15 protein-coding genes and 3 tRNA genes are annotated in these 18,375 nt (G+C 25.1%); 16 read left to right on the forward strand and 2 right to left on the reverse strand.

Features of this window, described 5'->3' with window-relative positions:
- The first annotated feature begins 43 nt into the window (after positions 1-43).
- From secG to AC07E4_RS06830, 5 genes are all read left to right on the forward strand, one after another.
- Positions 44-271: a preprotein translocase subunit SecG gene (gene secG, locus AC07E4_RS06810; RefSeq protein ID WP_430828853.1), complete on the forward strand. Its 228-nt coding sequence runs from the start codon at positions 44-46 to the stop codon at positions 269-271.
- Positions 272-566: 295 nt separating this feature from the next.
- Positions 567-872 (forward strand): YerC/YecD family TrpR-related protein, encoded by a 306-nt coding sequence (locus tag AC07E4_RS06815; RefSeq protein WP_034439108.1) that lies wholly within the window; start codon positions 567-569, stop codon positions 870-872.
- Positions 873-1,085: 213 nt separating this feature from the next.
- A complete protein-coding gene (pcrA, locus tag AC07E4_RS06820) occupies positions 1,086-3,326 on the forward strand; it encodes a DNA helicase PcrA (protein ID WP_430828852.1) in 2,241 nt (746 codons plus the stop codon).
- 53 nt (positions 3,327-3,379) lie between these two features.
- The gene (ligA, locus tag AC07E4_RS06825; RefSeq protein ID WP_430829122.1) at positions 3,380-5,350 is read left to right on the forward strand and encodes an NAD-dependent DNA ligase LigA; all 1,971 of its coding nucleotides are present in this window, start codon (positions 3,380-3,382) and stop codon (positions 5,348-5,350) included.
- A 139-nt stretch (positions 5,351-5,489) separates the two neighbouring features.
- Positions 5,490-7,055 (forward strand): ABC transporter substrate-binding protein, encoded by a 1,566-nt coding sequence (locus AC07E4_RS06830; RefSeq protein WP_478216003.1) that lies wholly within the window; start codon positions 5,490-5,492, stop codon positions 7,053-7,055.
- Positions 7,056-7,057: 2 nt separating this feature from the next.
- Here AC07E4_RS06830 and AC07E4_RS06835 read toward each other — a convergent pair whose 3' ends face one another.
- A complete protein-coding gene (locus tag AC07E4_RS06835; RefSeq protein ID WP_034437984.1) occupies positions 7,058-8,455 on the reverse strand; it encodes a hypothetical protein in 1,398 nt (465 codons plus the stop codon).
- A gap of 273 nt (positions 8,456-8,728) precedes the next feature.
- On the opposite strand from AC07E4_RS06835, the gene AC07E4_RS06840 reads away from it, so the two are divergent.
- The 7 genes from AC07E4_RS06840 to AC07E4_RS06870 all read left to right on the forward strand — a co-directional run bounded on the left by AC07E4_RS06840 (position 8,729) and on the right by AC07E4_RS06870 (position 12,106).
- Positions 8,729-9,703 (forward strand): AIR synthase family protein, encoded by a 975-nt coding sequence (locus tag AC07E4_RS06840; RefSeq protein ID WP_034437986.1) that lies wholly within the window; start codon positions 8,729-8,731, stop codon positions 9,701-9,703.
- 31 nt (positions 9,704-9,734) lie between these two features.
- Complete coding sequence (gene rdgB, locus AC07E4_RS06845) at positions 9,735-10,334, forward strand: RdgB/HAM1 family non-canonical purine NTP pyrophosphatase (RefSeq protein WP_034437987.1); 600 nt, start codon at positions 9,735-9,737, stop codon at positions 10,332-10,334.
- Positions 10,335-10,389: 55 nt separating this feature from the next.
- Positions 10,390-10,863, forward strand: coding sequence for a metallophosphoesterase (locus AC07E4_RS06850; protein ID WP_034437990.1), 474 nt, complete (start codon positions 10,390-10,392; stop codon positions 10,861-10,863).
- 251 nt (positions 10,864-11,114) lie between these two features.
- Positions 11,115-11,190: transfer RNA gene (locus tag AC07E4_RS06855), tRNA-Pro, on the forward strand.
- A 16-nt stretch (positions 11,191-11,206) separates the two neighbouring features.
- A tRNA-Gly gene (locus AC07E4_RS06860) sits at positions 11,207-11,280 on the forward strand.
- A gap of 54 nt (positions 11,281-11,334) precedes the next feature.
- Positions 11,335-11,411: transfer RNA gene (locus AC07E4_RS06865), tRNA-Arg, on the forward strand.
- Positions 11,412-11,599: 188 nt separating this feature from the next.
- Positions 11,600-12,106, forward strand: coding sequence for a GNAT family N-acetyltransferase (locus AC07E4_RS06870; RefSeq protein ID WP_040330802.1), 507 nt, complete (start codon positions 11,600-11,602; stop codon positions 12,104-12,106).
- A gap of 519 nt (positions 12,107-12,625) precedes the next feature.
- Here AC07E4_RS06870 and AC07E4_RS06875 read toward each other — a convergent pair.
- Positions 12,626-13,054: a helix-turn-helix domain-containing protein gene (locus AC07E4_RS06875; RefSeq protein ID WP_051540545.1), complete on the reverse strand. Its 429-nt coding sequence runs from the start codon at positions 13,052-13,054 to the stop codon at positions 12,626-12,628.
- A gap of 633 nt (positions 13,055-13,687) precedes the next feature.
- Here AC07E4_RS06875 and AC07E4_RS06880 point away from each other — a divergent pair.
- The 4 genes from AC07E4_RS06880 (at position 13,688) to AC07E4_RS06895 (ending at position 18,375) form a co-directional block, all read left to right on the forward strand.
- On the forward strand, positions 13,688-13,888 hold the full coding sequence (locus tag AC07E4_RS06880) for a hypothetical protein (RefSeq protein ID WP_040330803.1): 201 nt from the start codon (positions 13,688-13,690) through the stop codon (positions 13,886-13,888).
- 623 nt (positions 13,889-14,511) lie between these two features.
- Entirely contained in the window at positions 14,512-15,603 is a 1,092-nt protein-coding gene (locus AC07E4_RS06885) for a ComEC/Rec2 family competence protein (RefSeq protein ID WP_478216004.1), read from the forward strand.
- A 490-nt stretch (positions 15,604-16,093) separates the two neighbouring features.
- Positions 16,094-17,551 (forward strand): aminoacyl-histidine dipeptidase, encoded by a 1,458-nt coding sequence (locus AC07E4_RS06890; RefSeq protein WP_478216034.1) that lies wholly within the window; start codon positions 16,094-16,096, stop codon positions 17,549-17,551.
- A gap of 422 nt (positions 17,552-17,973) precedes the next feature.
- Entirely contained in the window at positions 17,974-18,375 is a 402-nt protein-coding gene (locus AC07E4_RS06895) for a DUF6762 family protein (RefSeq protein ID WP_040330807.1), read from the forward strand.

The following is an 18,375-nucleotide window of genomic DNA, read 5'->3' on the forward strand; positions in this document are numbered from 1 at the left end:
AATATTATAGTATTGATGTGTAAAGACATAAGGAGGTGTTCTCATGAAAGATGTTCTTGTATGGATTCAAATAATTTCAGCTATAATATTAATTATTTGCATATTATTACAACCAAGTAAAGCAAATGGATTACAAGGTTTAGTAAGCGGAACTTCAGAAACGTTTTACTCAAAAAATAAAACTAAAACTAAAGAATCTTTTTTAATTAAAATGACAATAGTTTTTGCTACTATATTTGCAGGATCTATTATACTAATAAATGCTTTATAGGATTAAAGTGGCTAGTCTACTTTAATCTTTTTTTTGCGAAATATTCTTTGAAATCAAATATTATTGTTCTTTAAAGTTTCTAATATCTGTGATATAATCGAAGTTGAAAAATGTGTTAGAATCTTTATAAATTTCTCAATTTAAAGAAAATTTTGCACGTAAAAGGAATAGCTATTATAAATAATACTTTTTTAGAAATAAAAGTTGCAAATATTTAAATCAATTTATATGGTTACATTAAAAAAAGGGATTGTAGTACTAATATAGGGGAAATATTAGTGTAGGGGGTATTTTTATGAGTGAATACAAATCAAAACTAGAATGTGAAGAGATGGATTTTTTAATTGAGTGTATTAAATCTTTAGAAACTAAAGAAGAATTCTATAGGTTTTTTGAAGATGTTTGTACAGTTTATGAAGTTAAAGCAATAGAGCAAAGATTGCAAGTTGCTAAAATGCTTATGGAAAGAAGAACATATTTAGATATTGCAAGTACAACAGGTGCAAGTACAGCTACTATAAGTAGAGTAAATAGATCTTTAAATTATGGATGCCAAGGATATAAAACAGTATTTGATAGAGTAGATTGGAAAAGTAAATAGCTATGTATAGGGAGGTTACTTAATGAGGTAATCTCTTTTTTTATTTTATGGATATAATTATGAATTAAACATAAAATAAAGATTGATTTATTAAATATAATAGGTGTTATATGGTATAATAATAGGACGTTATTGGATAAAAGTTAAAATATAAAAATTATATTAATTTATATATAAATTTAGAAGAACGTTAGAGTAGGAGTGATGAACAGAATGGATCTAAAAAGTTTACTTAATAAAGAACAATATGAAGCTGCATCCACTATAAATGGACCTCTTCTTATATTGGCAGGGGCAGGATCAGGTAAAACAAGAGTTTTAACATATAGAATAGCTCACATGATAGAGGATTTAAATATATACCCATCTCAAATACTTGCAATAACATTCACTAATAAAGCAGCAGGAGAAATGAAAGAAAGAATTCAAGGGTTAGTTGGTGATGTTGCAGATAGTATGTGGATATCAACATTCCACTCAAGTTGTGTAAGAATTTTAAGAAGAGAAATAGATAAACTAGGATATAATAAAAATTTTACTATTTATGATAGCTATGATGCAAAAACTTTAGTAAAGCAATGTATGAAAGAACTTAATATAAATGACAAAGATTTAACTGATGGAGAAATTATAGGGAAAATTTCAAGTGCAAAAAATGATTTAATATCTAGTGAAAAATTTAAAAAAGAAAATCAAGGTGATTTTAGAAAAAATAAAATAGCAGATATTTATATGTTATATCAAAAAAAATTAAAAGCTAGTAATTCACTAGACTTTGATGATTTAATATTTATGACTGTAAAACTATTAAATGATTTTCAAGAAGTAAGGGATTTTTATAGAAGAAAATTTAGATACATAATGGTGGATGAATATCAAGATACAAATAGAGCTCAATATGAGTTAGTTAAATTATTAGTGGGTGAAGAAGAGAATATTTGTGTTGTTGGAGATGATGATCAATGTATTTATCAGTGGAGAGGCGCAGATATAAGAAATATATTAGATTTTGAAAAAGACTATAAAAAGACCAAAGTAATAAAATTAGAACAAAATTATCGTTCAAAAGGAAATATACTAAAAGCTGCTAATATGGTAATAAAAAATAATGCACAGAGAAAAGAAAAAGTTTTAAGAACTGACAGTGAAGAAGGCGAAAAAATAAGAATATATAGAGCTTTTAGTGATATTGATGAAGGTAATTTTGTTGCTGGTGAAATAAAAAGATTAATGAAAGAAGAAAACAAGACATACAAGGATTTTGCTGTGCTATATAGAATGAATTCACAATCACGTATTCTTGAGGAATCTTTTAGAAAATCAGATATACCATATAAAATTGTAGGTGGACTAAAATTCTATGATAGAAAAGAAATAAAGGATATAATGGCATATTTAAAACTTATAAATAATCCATTAGATGATATAAGCTTAAGAAGAATAATTAATGAACCTAAAAGAAGTATTGGAGATGCTACAGTGGCTAAAGTGCAAGATGTAGCTAATGAGGCTGAGGATTGTCTTTATAATACACTTTTAGATGTTGATATTATCCCAGGCTTATCAACAAAGGCTATAAATTCAATAAATAAGTTTACTGGAATAATAAATGCATTAATGTCAAGAGCTGATGATATGACAGTATCACAGTTAATATTAGATGTTTTAGATCAAACAGGATATATGGAAATGCTTAAAAAATCTAATGCAATAGAAGATGAAAGCAGAATTGAAAACTTAAAAGAATTAGTATCTGATGCAGTAGAGTTTGAAAAAGGTAGTGATGATAAGTCGTTATCAGCATTTTTAGAAAAGGTTACATTAGTATCAGATATAGATAATTTAGAAGAAAAAGAAGAAACATCAGTTATGATGACTGTTCATAGTGCAAAGGGATTAGAGTTTCCAGTAGTATTCTTAGTTGGAATGGAAAATGGGATTTTCCCAAGTATGAATGCTTTAAACAGTTTTAATGAGATGGAAGAAGCTAGAAGATTATGTTATGTTGCAATTACTAGAGCTAAAGAAAAATTATATGTAACATCAGCTGAAACTAGAAGAGTTTTTGGAAGAACTGTATGTTATGAACCATCAGATTTTATAGGAGAAATACCAGTAGGGTTAAAAGAACTAGTTGGTGGAGAAAAGTCAAGAGCAGTTAATACTTTTAAAAGTCAAAGAAGAGAAAGTGTAGCAAGCTATAGCAGCAGTTTTAATAGAGGAACACAATCTTCAGTAGGAGCTATGATGACCTCAAAAGAAACTAACGTATCAAAATCATCTGTAAATACTAGTGAAGTTACACAAGGTAGAAAAGTTAAACATGCTAGCTTTGGTATTGGAACAATAGTTGGAATGTCAGGTAGTGGGAGTGATATGCTTCTTACAGTAGCGTTTGATAATCAAGGAATAAAGAAATTAATGCTCAATAAAGCTCCAATAGAATTAATATAAAAATTTTATTATGATAATTAAAAGGAGTGGATACTTTGGACAAAAATAAAAGAATGGTAGAATTAATAGATATATTAAATAAATATGCTTATGAGTACTATGTTTTAGATAAACCATCCGTTTCAGACAAAGAATATGATAAATTGTATGATGAACTTTTAAATCTAGAAAAGGAACTTGAATATTCATTACCACATTCACCAACACAAAGAGTTGGTGATGTGGTATTACCAGAATTTAAAAAATATACACATAGGGCAAGATTATGGAGTTTAGATAAAGCTCAAACTATACAAGAACTAAAAGATTTTCATAATAGAAATTTAAAAGCTATAAAAGAATACAATTTAAATAATGATGATGAATTACCAGAATTAAAATATATAGTTACTAAAAAATTTGATGGACTTTCAATAAATTTGACTTACGATGAAGAAGGAATATTAAAAGTTGCTGCATCTAGAGGTACAGGAGAAATTGGAGAAGATATTACACTTCAAGTAAAAACAATAAAATCAGTACCTTTAAAAATAGATCATAATAGAACTATAGAAGTTCATGGTGAAGCTATAATGACAAAAGAAGCTTTTGAAAAATACAATACTTCATCAAATGTTCCATTAAAAAATCTAAGAAATGGGGCAGCTGGTGCTCTAAGAAATTTAAATGTGAAAGAAACGGCTAAAAGAAATCTTTCAGCATTTTTTTATGATGTTGGTTACAATGAAGGGAAGTCATTTGAAAGTTATACTGAAATGCTAAATTTCCTTATAAAACAAGGCTTTCCAGTAGATGACTACTTTAAACCTTGTACAACGATAGAACAAATAGAGAAGGAAATTGAGTATATAGAAAGTATAAGAAATAATTTAAATTATGATATAGATGGCGCAGTTATAGCTATAGATGATATGAGAACAAGGGAACTTTTGGGATATACTATAAAATTCCCTAAATGGGCTATTGCATATAAATTTGAAGCAGAAGAAACGTCTACAACACTTCTAGATGTAGAATGGAATGTAGGTAGAAGTGGAAGAGTTACACCGACAGCCATATTAGAACCAGTAGAACTTGGTGGTGTTACAGTAAAAAGAGCTACACTTAATAATATGGATGATATAAAAAGAAAAGGGGTAAAAATTGGTTGTAATGTTTTTGTTAGGCGTTCAAATGATGTTATTCCGGAAATAATGGGTGCAGTTGAAGAAAGTTTAGATGAAGCAAAGGAAATTGAATCACCTAAAGTTTGTCCAAGTTGTGGTACAAAATTAATTCAAGATGGTGTACATTATTTTTGTGAAAATACACTTTCTTGTAAACCACAACTAGTTAAATCTATAGTACATTATGGAAGTAGAGAAGCTATGAATATAGCTGGATTTAGCGAGAAAACTGCAGAAGCATTATTTGAAAACTTAGATATAAAATCTATAGCTGATTTATACAGAATAAAAAAAGAAGAATTATTAACATTGGAAAAATTTAAAGATAAAAAATCACAGAACCTTTTAAATGCAATAGAAGGCAGTAAAAATTGTGATTTAGCTTCATTTATATATGCATTAGGAATTGCTAATGTAGGAAAGAAAACTGCAAAGGACTTAGCAAACAAGTTTAAAAATATAAATAATTTAATGAAAGCAGATTTTGAATCTCTTATAGATATAAATGATATAGGCGATATTGTAGCTAAAAGCATAATAGAATTTTTTGAATCAGAAAAAGTAAAAAATATTATTGATGAATTATTTAAATTAGGTGTTAATCCAACTTATGATGAATTAGAGATAAAAGACAATTCATTTGAAGGAAAAACTATGGTAGTAACAGGAACACTTAAAAATTACTCAAGAAATGAAATAAAAGAAAAATTAGAAGCATTAGGTGTTAAAGTTTCAAGTGCTGTAAGCAAAAAAACAGATTATGTTTTAGCGGGGGAAGAAGCAGGTTCAAAATATCAAAAAGCTTTAGATTTAGGAGTTCAAATTTTAACAGAAGAAGAATTTGAAAATATGATTTAAGAAAATGTAAAGACATTTTACTATGAAGTTTTAAATAGTAAAATGTCTTTTTTTATAAATTGAATTAAAGTTTTAATATATGTTAATAATTTTAGTATGAAAATAAGTTTCAAATTTATTATATATAGGTGATTAGTATATGAAAAAAATTATTATAATTACAATATTATGTGTAATACTAACGTTTTCAGTTTCTTTTCAAGATGTAAATAGGAAAAGTGAAGAAGTTGAAGGAGATTATATAGTCTGCAATATTGAAAATAGACCTAAAGATTTAAAGATGACAGATAATAAAAAAATTAGAGAAAAAGATTTATTAAATTCATTATTTGAAGGGTTAGTAAAAGTTAATAAAGATGGAAATATAGTTGGAGGATTATCGAAGGAATATAAAGTCAGCGATGATAAAATAGAATATCAATTCAAAATTAGAGATAATGCAAAATATAGCAATGGTCAAAAAATAAAATCAAAAGACTTTGTTAAGTTTTTTAAAGAATTTTTAAGTGACGAAAATAATTTATATAGAGAAGAATTAAGTTGTATTTATGGTGTATCCGATTATATAACAAACAAAACTTCTTTTGAGAATGTTGCAATAAAGGATGTTTCAGATGATGTTTTGAAAATAAGATTAAATAAGCCTTGTGACAAATTGTTAGAAATATTATCAGAACCAGTAATGTCTTTAAGGGACTATAATTTATTAAAAGATTTTTCAAAATGTGATAATTCTATAAAATATAGTGGTCCATTTATTTTAAAGATAAATGAAAAAGATGAATATGTTTTATGTAAAAATAACAATTACTATAATGTTAAAGAGGTTACAGATAATAGAATACTGTTATCTTTTATTGAAGATAAAGAAGAAGTCTTGGCAAATTTTGAAGATGCAAATTATAAATTAGATATATTTATAGACCCGCCAATAAATGAAAGTTTCAAATTAACAGAGCAAGATAGAACAGAGGGGTTTTTAGGAAAACAATCTGTATATATAAATTTCAATTTAAATAATAAGTCAATTAGCAACAATATAAATTTTAGAAATGCTATAAATAAATCATTGTCAAAAGAATACTTTATACAAAAAATATCTAAAGACTTTGGAGTTCCAGCAACATCTTATAGTATAGGTCAAGAGAATGAGTTTGATAAGTGTAGTGAGGTTTCATTAGCTAAAAAATACTTAAGTGAAGTTAAATACGAAAAAGATAGTGTAGTGAAATTTTTATATAAAAATAACTCAATAGAAAGAAGAATTGCAGATGACATAGCTAAAGATATAATGGAAGACTTAGATATAGGTGTGAAATTAATTTCATATGAAGAAAAAGATTTAGATAAAATATTAGAAGGCAAAGATTTTGATATGATGCTATATATTTATGATAACGAAAATACAAAAGAAGCATATTATTATCTTTGGAAAAGTGAAAATAATAAATTTGGTTTTACTGATCTACAGTATGATAAATTAATAAATAATTTAGAATCAGATGTTAATAGTAGCAAAAAAAATGAAGTGTATAAAGAGTGTGAAAAGCTACTTTTAAATAAAATTCCAGCTATACCAATATATAATTTGAACACTGTATTGTGTAGAAAGAATTTTATTGAAAATGTATATATAAATAAAAATGGATATTTAGTATTAAGTGAACTAAAAATTTCTAATGAAAAACAAAAAGAAAAATCCTGAAATCAGGATTTTTCTATGTGTCTACAAAATAAGATAACATAAAAAATCAACATATTTCTATAAGCATCAAAAGTTGATTTGCTTATATTAAAGGAATCTTTTTTTGAATTGTAAGTCATTTTTTTTGCAAATATTGGAGCCATACCATTAATTTCAGGTGTAGGTACAGATGCCATTTTGAAATGTTCCTCAGATAATAAGTTATCTGGAAGTGATGAAAAATCTTTATATCTTTCAACATCATCTAAGTTAGGACAATCAGGCCAACTTAAAACTAATCCAGATGAAATTATTTCATTTTTATAAATGTTATTAACTATAGAGTTATCACTATTTTCACCATCAGATTTTTTTGTATCATTGTGAAGTATCATAGCATATAAGTAAAGAATAGCTTCATCACAATAAATTTTATTTTCCTTTTCATAAGGATCTTTCAAAAATAAACCTTTATCATTTTGATATAACTTTTCCAAAACATCATATGCTTTTTTTCCTGCAAGTTTATATTTTTTTATATTAGTTTCTTTATATAAAATCATGCAAGTTATATACAATAGAGCTGTAGAAGATAAATTATATCTTAGCGCAGATACTGGTATATACTTTAAATTATCCAGCATTAAATCTGAAAAATCTTGAAGTAAAAATTTTGCTTCATCTATATGAGAATACTTATAAAATACAGTGAAAGCAAAACATGTTTTTATAAGCTCATCTTGAGGAACGTTATATATTTCATCTTTGAAATCAACAAACATGTTTAATATATCTAGAGAAAAATTTTTAAATTCATTCTCTTCTTTTGAATCTCCATAGCTAGAATATTTATAATAAGCAGACATAAGAAGTGCTTGAGTAGAAAAATTAAACTTATTATCTTTATCAATAAATTGATATTGGGAAACTAAAGGTTCACAAACATCAACTTTATCCACGAAGATACCTTCATTATTTCTAAGATTCAATGCATAAAATTCTAATTGCTCTCCAACTAAAGTTAAATAATAGTCTCTTAAATTGTATTTACCTTCATCAATATCATGAAAATTATCATAATAATCTACTAGTTCTAAAAGACATAATGTCATGTAAGCATTTGATGCAATATTTATTTCTTTTTTGAATTTTTTATCATTCCATACTAGTTTAGAGTCTAATGTTATAAGGTTAGCATCAGCTTTTCTATAAAGACTGATTAGTGGAGAATTTAAATCATTTATGGTATCATCAATTATGGAAAAAGATTTATCTCTAAATGCATCATTAGGAGAAGTTATTCCACAATTAGATGAAAAGACTATGTTAAATATTGATTCTTTTGATAAATGGAATAGTTGATTCTTTATGTTTTCATTATCTAAAATATTAATTCTTAGGAATGGGCCTATATACTTCAACATAACACCACCATAATAGTACTTATATTTAATAATATGATTGCAAATGGGAAAATGTGCTAAAAATAATAAAAAACTGTTTTTATATTAATAAATATAATTATTCATATTTTGTTTGAAAATTAAAATTTATGATTAGGTTTTAATAAATTGAAACTTAACAATGAAGTATTAAATTTTAAAATTTAGTGTATTTTGATTATAAGTATGTTACTTATATGGGGAGTGAAATCACGTAGATTAGTAATTGTTAATATTAAAGGAGAATTATCAATGAATATTGGAAAATTAAATTGGGATGATTTAAAAGATATAATAGATAAGAATAAGACAGTAAAAAGAGAAGAGGTTAGAGTGAGCAATGGTATTGGAGAAGATTGTGCAATAGTAAATTACGGAGAATATGAATGTGTAATATCTACTGATCCAGTAACTGGTGCTACGGAAAATATAGGCAAAATAGCAGTAAATATAAATTGTAATGATATAGCATCTTGTGGTGTTGAACCAGTAGGAATATTAGTTACTATATTAGCACCACCTACCGAAACGTTAGAAGATATAAGAAAAATAATGCAAGAAATTGATAAAGAAACTCAAAAGTTAAATGTAGAAATAATTGGTGGTCATACTGAAATTACAGATGCTGTAAATAAGACTATAGTTTCTTGCACTGTAATAGGAAAAGGTAAGAAAAACCAAGGAATATCAACAGCAGGTGCAAAGTTGAATGATGATATTATAGTAACAAAAAAATTGTGTTTGGAAGGTACATCTATATTAGTTAATGACTATGAAGAAAGATGTAAAAGAATTTTAAATGATTCAGAAATAAAAGAGGCAAAAGAATACATAAAAAGTATTAGTGTTGTAAAAGAAGGTATTATAGCAGGTCAGGAAAATGTTCATGCAATGCATGATATAACTGAAGGTGGAGTATTAGGTGCACTTTGGGAAATGGCTAAAGCCAGCAATGTAGGATTTGAAATATATAAAGAAGTAATGCCAATAAGTGATATTACTAGAAGAGTATGTGAAGAGTTTAAAATAGATCCATTAAGATTTATTTCATCAGGTAGTATGGCTATAATGACTGCAGATGGAGAAGAACTTATTAAGAAATTAAATGAAAATGGAATAGAAGCTAAAATTATTGGTAGAATCACAAAAGAAAAAGGTGTAATTATAGAAAATAATAAAATTTTAGAAGTTGATCCGCCAGAAAGAGATGAACTTTTTAATATATAAATATAAGAAATGCAAATAAAAAGGAGAAATTATGAAAAAAATAATAGTTGCAAGTAATAATAATCATAAAATTGAAGAAATTAAAGAAATGTTAAAAGAATTAAATTTTGATGTACTAAGTTTAAAAGAAGCAAATATAAATATAGATATTGATGAAAATGGATCTACATTTATGGAAAATGCAATTATAAAAGCTAAAGCTATATATGATATATCAGACAACTCTATGGTTTTGGCTGATGATTCTGGATTAGTTGTAGAGGCTTTAAATGGTGAGCCAGGAATATATTCAGCTAGATATAGTGGTGTTCATGGAGATGATATAGCAAACAACAAGAAACTTATAGAAAAGTTAAAAGGAGTTCCTTTTAATGAAAGAAAAGCTGCTTTTGTTTGTTCCATGGCACTTATAATAGATGAAAATAACATAATAAAAGTTGAAGGAAAAGTTGAAGGGAATATAGTAGAAGATTATAGAGAAATAAAAGGTGCATTTGGATATGATCCATTATTTTATGTAGAAAAAATAAAAGCTACCTTTGGTGAAGTATCCAGTGAAGTTAAGAATTCTATGAGTCATAGAGGTAGAGCATTAGAAAAATTAAAGAAAGAATTAGAAAAAGTTAAATAAAAAGATATCATGTATGATATCTTTTTATTTAAATATATTTATTATGGAGAATAATATGATTATTGGAGTAATGAGCGATACACATGGTGAATTTATAAAAATGGATAAAGCTATGGAAAGATTAAAAGAATGCAATATTATATTTCACTTAGGGGACAATTATAAAGATGTAGAGTATTTAAAAGGAAAATATAATGTAGAGATTATAGCTATAAAGGGAAATTGTGATACAGTTAATAAACTTTCAAAAGAAAAGATATATATAGTTAATGATAAAACAATATTTTTGACACATGGTGATTGCTATAATGTTAAAAGCAATATATTGAATCTGACATATAGGGCATTTGAAGTTAATGCAGATATTGTTCTATATGGACACACACATATTCCAATTATAGATAAATTAGAAAATATAATATTTATGAATCCAGGAAGTGTAGGTAAACCTAGAAATGCACATAGTACTGCTGGAATTATAGAGATTAATGATAAAAATGAAGTAAATTGTAATATTATAGAGATATAGAATTAAAAAAAAGTAAATAAAAAAGGTTACAAATATACATAAAAACATATAAAATCTATATAAATTAGTGGGAAAATATTAAATTTTAAATGTCTGAAACCTAGATATATCAACGAGTTAGGCCGAATATATAAAAAAAATGATTTTTTTTTGTAAAAAGTGTTGACTTATTTTGAAACATAATGTAGAATAAATATTGTCGTCAGGAGCTGATAACAAAAACAACTGATGACAATGATTAAGAATTTAATCGGGGTGTGGCGCAGATGGGAGCGCGCGTGGTTTGGGACCATGAGGTCGCAGGTTCAATCCCTGTCACCCCGACCACTAAATTTAATAATATGCGGGTGTAACTCAATGGTAGAGTGCTAGCCTTCCAAGCTAGTTACGAGGGTTCGATTCCCTTCACCCGCTCCAAACAAAAGAAATTACTAAAAAAAGCATTTGCTTTGTTTAGTAATTTTTTAATATGCACCTATAGCTCAGCTGGATAGAGTGGTGGACTTCGAATCCAATGGTCGCAGGTTCAAATCCTGTTAGGTGTACCATATTAAAAGCTAGAAAATATTTTATATTTCTGGCTTTTTTTTAGTTAAAAGTTAATATTTAAGAATAAGTAATTTTACATTTACAAAATATGTTATATTTTTGATTAGTGATAATCGATAATCTTAATTAGATATTATATTTATTTTATGAAAAATGCAATTTAATAAAAATTTATAGAGGTGTTAATATGAATTTAAGAATGGCTAATATTGATGATTTACAACAACTTAAAGTGGTATATGAAAAAATAATCTATAATATGAATATGAATAATATTAATATTTGGGATGAAATTTATCCATGTGATTTTTTTCTTGATGATATTAAAAATAATAGTCTTTATATTTTAGAAGAAGATAATGAGATAATTTCAGCTTTTGCTTTATGTAATTCAACTGAAGGAGAAAAGTGTGTAAATTGGGAAAACAAACATGTTGAAGCACTATATATTGATAGACTTGGAGTTAATGTGAATTATTCAAGAAGAGGAATTGGCAGTATAATGATTAGAAATGCAATTACCTTAGCAAAAGATAAAGGCGCTAAATATTTAAGACTTTTTGTTGTAGATATAAATAAACCTGCAATAAATCTTTATATAAAAAATGGGTTTAAGCAAGTTGAGGGTATATACGATAAAATAATTGACGATGATATTGTATTGCATGAATTTGGATTTGAAATAAAAATATAGATTCTAATATTTGAAACAGAAAATAAGAAGTATGTATATAACAAAATTTTATGGTAATAAATTAGATAAACATAGTAAAACTATTGATAGTAATGCAGCAGAAGAGTATAGTTATTAAGTTCAAAATCATGATTATCAATTAATAATTAAATAAACTAAAATACTAGATAGAACTCTGGAATACAAATCTAAACTTTAAGTTATTTATGTTTCAGTTGAGAATTCTAATTAATTTAATTGAAAATTGAAAGTGAATGTAAAAATTGTATTTCCAATTTTCACTCTTAACTCTTACTTGGTTTCAAATGTAAAAAATAGAAATAAACTGTAAGCTTAATAATATCATTTGATAAAGATGTTATTTAAAATTCAAACTTGTAACCCTATATAAGGTATTGGTTATTTTATAATTTGAATATAATGTAAAGTAATGTATACTATGTAATAAAATTTAAAAAACATATTTCATAGTATACATTTTATATAGCACATATATTTTATTATTATATTTAAAATTTATTATCTATTGTATTTATCTTTACTATATTTATATATTTCAGATAAAAAATTTTCATAAAGAGCTTTTAAATGAACTTTATCTAAATCATCAATTTGTACTCCACATAATTCAATGTTAGTTGAATTTTCTAATATACTAAGCATTTTTAGGGTTTCAAGTTCTATGTCTATACTACATGTGTTTGAATTATTTTTAAAAAAATTATTTTCTAATGATTCGGGATGAATAATATAATCATCATCTGAAATTAAATCATCAACTTTTACCTCAAAAAAATCAGCAAGTTTTGCAAGGGTTTGCTTATTAACACTACGTCTATTTTGTTCAACCATAGTGATAAATGATTTTGGCACATTTAATTTATTTGATAAATCTTGTTGAGATAATCTTCTATTTTCTCTTAAACGTTTTATTTTGTCGCCTAACATAATTAAATCACCTTCTTAATTAAATTTTTTAGAATATACAAGTTTTTAGCATCTAAAGATTTAATATAACATTTTAATAATATTTGTCAATAAAGAAAAGCGTACTTTTAATAACAAATTTATATGTTCATACATAATATATTATAAAAGAGGAAATGTAAAAATATTTTATGAAAAATATATGAGCTTATATTATTGAAAAAAATGTAAGTTATGATATAATTTATTGTGTGAGATTTAAAAGTATGGAGTGTAACTTTGACAATGTAAAGGTTTAATCTTGTTAAAATTATAAACAACTTTTAAAGAAAAAATATAAGAAGTTAGCTAGAAAATGTTTACAGAATATCTTTGAAAACTAAATCAGTATATTGAAATACAAAAATACAAGCTAATTTAGAATGTATTATTTAATATGTTTTAAAATTAACAAGTGTATAAAAATATCATTTGTTTTTTTACAAATAATGAAATAATCCATGGTATATAAAATATCATAATGATAATAATAATTATGGATAAAGTATGTATTTCATAAGTTTTATAAACTATTTATTAATTAGTTTTATGGACTTAATTTTATTTGAATAAAATAGTATTTTATTAATAATATAAAATGAGAGGTAATATAAAATGGCTGATGTTGATTTGAAAACTCTAGCAACTAACTTTAATAAGGATTATTTTTTAAATTATGAGATGGGAAATTGGAAACAAATAAAAAATTATGGTATTAATGTTCCAGAAATAGTGAGAAGAGCCGTATTACAAGCACAAGGTTACGAAAATATAATACTATTTAAAAAAATAATGGAAGATATATCTAATGCATAAATAAAATTTAAAAAATAGTCACTTGAACTTATGATAAAAATTGAAATATAATTACACATAGATAAATTTAAAGGTGGTAGAAAATTGCCACCATTTTTTATGTAATATGTATAAAAAAAATAATTTTGGAAATAATAAAATATGTATTTCACATATATCAACATAAAATAAAGTATATTTTAAGAAAAGAAAAAATAACATCTTTTCTTAAAAGTAAATTTTAACATGACACTCCTAAAAAGAGATAGCTATATGCTATCTCTTTTGTCATAAAAAATAGTATTGTCATGAAAGTGTCAATAGTACGACATATATTTGACATATAAATGAATTAATATATAAATATAAACTCAATACCTAATATAAAAAATATGAAATATGAGTTCAAATTAAATTTTAAAATAAGTCCCCCTTATTTTAAAAAAATTTGTTTCAACATCATCCACTCTAAAAAGAGAATTACTTATAGAGAATAGTAAAATATTTCTCTATAGAAAATAAATTCATGATAATTTATCATGGATTTATTTTTTTGACCATTAATAAAAATAAATCTATGCTATAATATTCATTAGAAATTTTATTTAATGAACAAATGATAAGCTAAAAGGAGTGAATAGCGGATGAAGAAAAGTTTTAAAAATATAATATGTTTTCTATTGATAGGAATGTTAACTTTTGTTCTTGTAGGATGTGCTAATACAAGTGAAGAAGTAGTACAAAGTGATAGTAAAGATATTATAACTACTAATGAGGGAAATTTAAAAATAAGTTTTATAGATGTAGGACAAGCTGATAGTATTTTAATTCAATGTGACAATCAAAATATACTTATAGATGCTGGAAATAATGATGATGATAAATTGGTAGAAAAATTTCTTAAGGATAATGGGGTAAATAAAATAGATTATGTAATAGGAACACATCCACATGAAGACCATATAGGAGGACTTGATTATATAATTAATAAGTTTGATATAGGGAATGTTTTAATGCCTAAAAAAACCTCAACAACAAAAACTTTTAAAGATGTAGTAAAAGCGTTAAATGAAAAAGGATTAAAACCTATTGCACCGGATGTAGGGTATAGTTTTAATGTTGGAAAAGCTAAGGTGACAGTTTTAGCACCGCAAAAAGAATATGAAGATACAAATGATGCTTCCATAGTAATTAGACTAGATTATATTAATAATAGCTTTATTTTCACTGGAGATGCAGAAGCAATATCAGAAAAGGATATAATAAATAGTAAAGTAAATTTAAAAGCAGATGTATTAAAGTTAGGTCATCATGGATCTAGAACATCTACATCAGAAGAATTTTTAAAGAAAGTTAATCCTAAATATGCCATCATAACTTGTGGAAAAAATAATGATTATGGTCATCCACATAAAGAAACATTAGAAAAGCTTAATAAGTTTAATATACCATTTTATAGAACTGATGAGCAAGGAACTATAATATTGACTAGCGATGGAAGTAATATAAGTTTTAATAAAGATACAACAAGTTTAAATGGTAGTTTAAATGAAAATGTAAATAAAGAAAAAGAAAATAAAGAAAATAAGGTTTATTTTACACAAAAAGGAAAATCGTATCATTTAACTAAAGAATGTTCTGCATTAAAAAATAGTAAAAATATACTTGTTGGAACATTAGAAGATGCAATACAAAAAGGAAAAAGTGATCCGTGTGATAGATGTGCATTAAATTAGAAATAATTTTTAATAAACTTTAAAATAAATATGAATATAAAAAAGTTAACTTACTTATATTATAATATGGAGGTTAACTTTTTTATATTACAAAAATATTGTGAATTTATGGCAAAAGATAAAAAACCAAATATTTTAACTATAATTTTATGTAATTATTGACAAGTATACAACAATAAATGATAATAATAGTGTTGTAGATATAAAAAATACAACTACATAGCTGTTAATAGTTAAATTTAATTAAAAAATTCACAAAATTAACAATAACTATGTTTATAGAAATTTGTTACTCTTTAATAAAAAGGTGACCAAAATAATAATTATATAATAAATTAATTTGCAATATTAATATTGATTTCTCATAATTATTATATTTTGAAATATATATTTATAAATAAGTTAGTATTTGTGCAATTTATAAAGGGGAATCATATTAATTTTATTTAGGCTTAAAATGATTTTTTTATAAGGAAGGATGAACGAAATGATTAACGAGTTAAAAAATCTAAAATCTTACGAAGTATTTAAGTTTTTTGAAGAAATGAATAAAATACCAAGAGGTTCAGGAAATGAAAAAGCTATAAGTGATTGGCTAGTTAAATTTGCTAAAGATAGAAATTTAGAAGTTATTCAAGATGAAGCTTTAAATGTAATTATAAAAAAACCAGGAACAAAAGGATATGAGAATTCTAAGCCTGTAATTATTCAAGGTCATATGGATATGGTATGTGAAAAAAATCAATCAACAGTGCATGATTTTGAAAAAGATCCAGTAGAATGTATTGTAGAAGGAGATTTTTTAAGAGCTAATGGAACTACTTTAGGAGCCGATAATGGAATAGCAGTTGCATTTGGTCTTGCAATACTAGATTCAAATGAAATAGCACATCCAGCAATAGAATTATTTGTAACTACTGAAGAAGAAACAGGAATGGGTGGAGCTATGAATATGCACCCAGAACACTTAAATGGAAGAACTTTAATAAATATAGATTCAGAAGAAGAAGGAAAATTCCTAGTTAGTTGTGCTGGTGGAGTAAGAGCTGAAATGACTTTACCAGTTGAATATGAAGATGTATGTTCTTCTATGGAAATTATGAAAGTGTCTATAAGAGGATTAAAGGGTGGACACTCAGGAATGGAAATTAACAAAGAAAGAGGAAACGCTAACAAATTAATTGGAAGATTTTTAGTAGACTTAAACTCTGTTTTAGATTTTAAATTAGCATCTATAAATGGTGGGGCAAAAATGAATGCAATACCAAGAGAAGCAGATGCAATAATTGCTGTATCTAAAGAAAATGTAGCAAAAGTAGAATCAAAAGTACAAGAGTGGAATAATATATTTAAAAATGAATTACAAGGCATTGATGATGAGGTAACATTAACATCTGAAAAAACTTCAGAAAAAGTAGAGAAAGCTTTTGATGAAAATTCTAAATTAAGAGTGTTGAGAGGACTAACATTAATTCAAAATGGAATTCAAACAATGAGTATGTCAATTAAAGGATTAGTTCAAAGTTCAACAAATATAGGTGTTATGATAACAGATGAGAAATCAGTTAAATTTGATAGTGCTGTAAGAAGTTCGGTTAAATCATTAAAGAAAGCTATATGTGATCAAATGATAATTTTAACAGAAGTTTTAGGCGGATCTATTGATTTTGAATCTGATTATCCAGAATGGCAGTATAGAAAAGACTCTCAAATAAGAGATATATTTGTTAAAGTTTATAAAGAAGTATTTAATAAAGAAGCAGAAATTACAGCTATACATGCTGGATTAGAATGTGGATTAATAAGTGATAAATTTAATGGTGATATAGATCAAATATCATTTGGACCAAATATATTTGATGTTCATACACCAGATGAACATATAAGTATATCATCAACAGACAGAATGTATTCATTCTTAATAGAAGTTTTAAAAGAATTAAAGTAAGAGAAGTGAATATATAATAGAAAGTTTTATAGTATTTAAATAGCTAGAATTTTCAACATAAAAAAGAAAAGAATTTAAAAATTCTTTTCTTTTTTATGTAAAAATACATATTATTAAAAGTAATATAAAGTTTAATAGTTATAGTGTTAAACTTTATATCTAAAAAGACGAAAGTATTAATATATTTAAAAAAATAATGGTATAATTATGATAACTAATAATTTAACAAAAATTAAACAAAGTATATAAAATACAACTATTATGTAGAATATAAAATTTTTAATAATACTAAATAAGTTAATATATAATAAGTATATATTTATTTAAATATTTTATATTCTATTAGTATGAGTTTAAAAGTTTTAGATAATAATTTAAGTATTTGAAAATATACAATTAAAGATGAAAGAAGGTAGGTCTAAATGGACTTTGCGTCACTAGTACTTATGGAAAGAGAAAAAGAAACGAATTATTTAATAAAAGAGATGGGTAGTTATGAAGTTGGTGAAGGGGCTGAATATGTAACTAAATTATTTTATGATGGTGAGAAGGTAAATTTATATTTTGATACAAAGAAAGATGTAGAAGAATGGGAATATACAGCTATATATGATTTGTTTAATGAAGATAGATTTATAGAAAACGATTTAGAAATTGATATCGATGATAATGAATTTAATCCTACATGGATACTTAATTTTGATTATATTGAAGAGCATGAGGAATTTAAAGAGAAGTTAAATTCAATTTGTAACTTAATTGAAGAGGAAATTAAATTTGTTTTACAAAATATAGAAGGAAAAAAGGATGAATATGTAGAATAA

Source organism: Clostridium amazonense (assembly GCF_056431285.1).

Excerpts from the sequence above, each read along its gene's own strand:
- secG (WP_430828853.1), top strand. The coding sequence starts at position 44 with ATGAAAGATGTTCTTGTATGGATTCAAATAATTTCAGCTATAATATTA.
- AC07E4_RS06815 (WP_034439108.1), top strand. The coding sequence starts at position 567 with ATGAGTGAATACAAATCAAAACTAGAATGTGAAGAGATGGATTTTTTA.
- pcrA (WP_430828852.1), top strand. The coding sequence starts at position 1,086 with ATGGATCTAAAAAGTTTACTTAATAAAGAACAATATGAAGCTGCATCC.
- ligA (WP_430829122.1), top strand. The coding sequence starts at position 3,380 with ATGGTAGAATTAATAGATATATTAAATAAATATGCTTATGAGTACTAT.
- AC07E4_RS06830 (WP_478216003.1), top strand. The coding sequence starts at position 5,490 with ATGAAAAAAATTATTATAATTACAATATTATGTGTAATACTAACGTTT.
- AC07E4_RS06840 (WP_034437986.1), top strand. The coding sequence starts at position 8,729 with ATGAATATTGGAAAATTAAATTGGGATGATTTAAAAGATATAATAGAT.
- rdgB (WP_034437987.1), top strand. The coding sequence starts at position 9,735 with ATGAAAAAAATAATAGTTGCAAGTAATAATAATCATAAAATTGAAGAA.
- AC07E4_RS06850 (WP_034437990.1), top strand. The coding sequence starts at position 10,390 with ATGATTATTGGAGTAATGAGCGATACACATGGTGAATTTATAAAAATG.
- AC07E4_RS06870 (WP_040330802.1), top strand. The coding sequence starts at position 11,600 with ATGAATTTAAGAATGGCTAATATTGATGATTTACAACAACTTAAAGTG.
- AC07E4_RS06875 (WP_051540545.1), bottom strand. The coding sequence starts at position 13,054 with ATGTTAGGCGACAAAATAAAACGTTTAAGAGAAAATAGAAGATTATCT.
- AC07E4_RS06880 (WP_040330803.1), top strand. The coding sequence starts at position 13,688 with ATGGCTGATGTTGATTTGAAAACTCTAGCAACTAACTTTAATAAGGAT.
- AC07E4_RS06885 (WP_478216004.1), top strand. The coding sequence starts at position 14,512 with ATGAAGAAAAGTTTTAAAAATATAATATGTTTTCTATTGATAGGAATG.
- AC07E4_RS06895 (WP_040330807.1), top strand. The coding sequence starts at position 17,974 with ATGGACTTTGCGTCACTAGTACTTATGGAAAGAGAAAAAGAAACGAAT.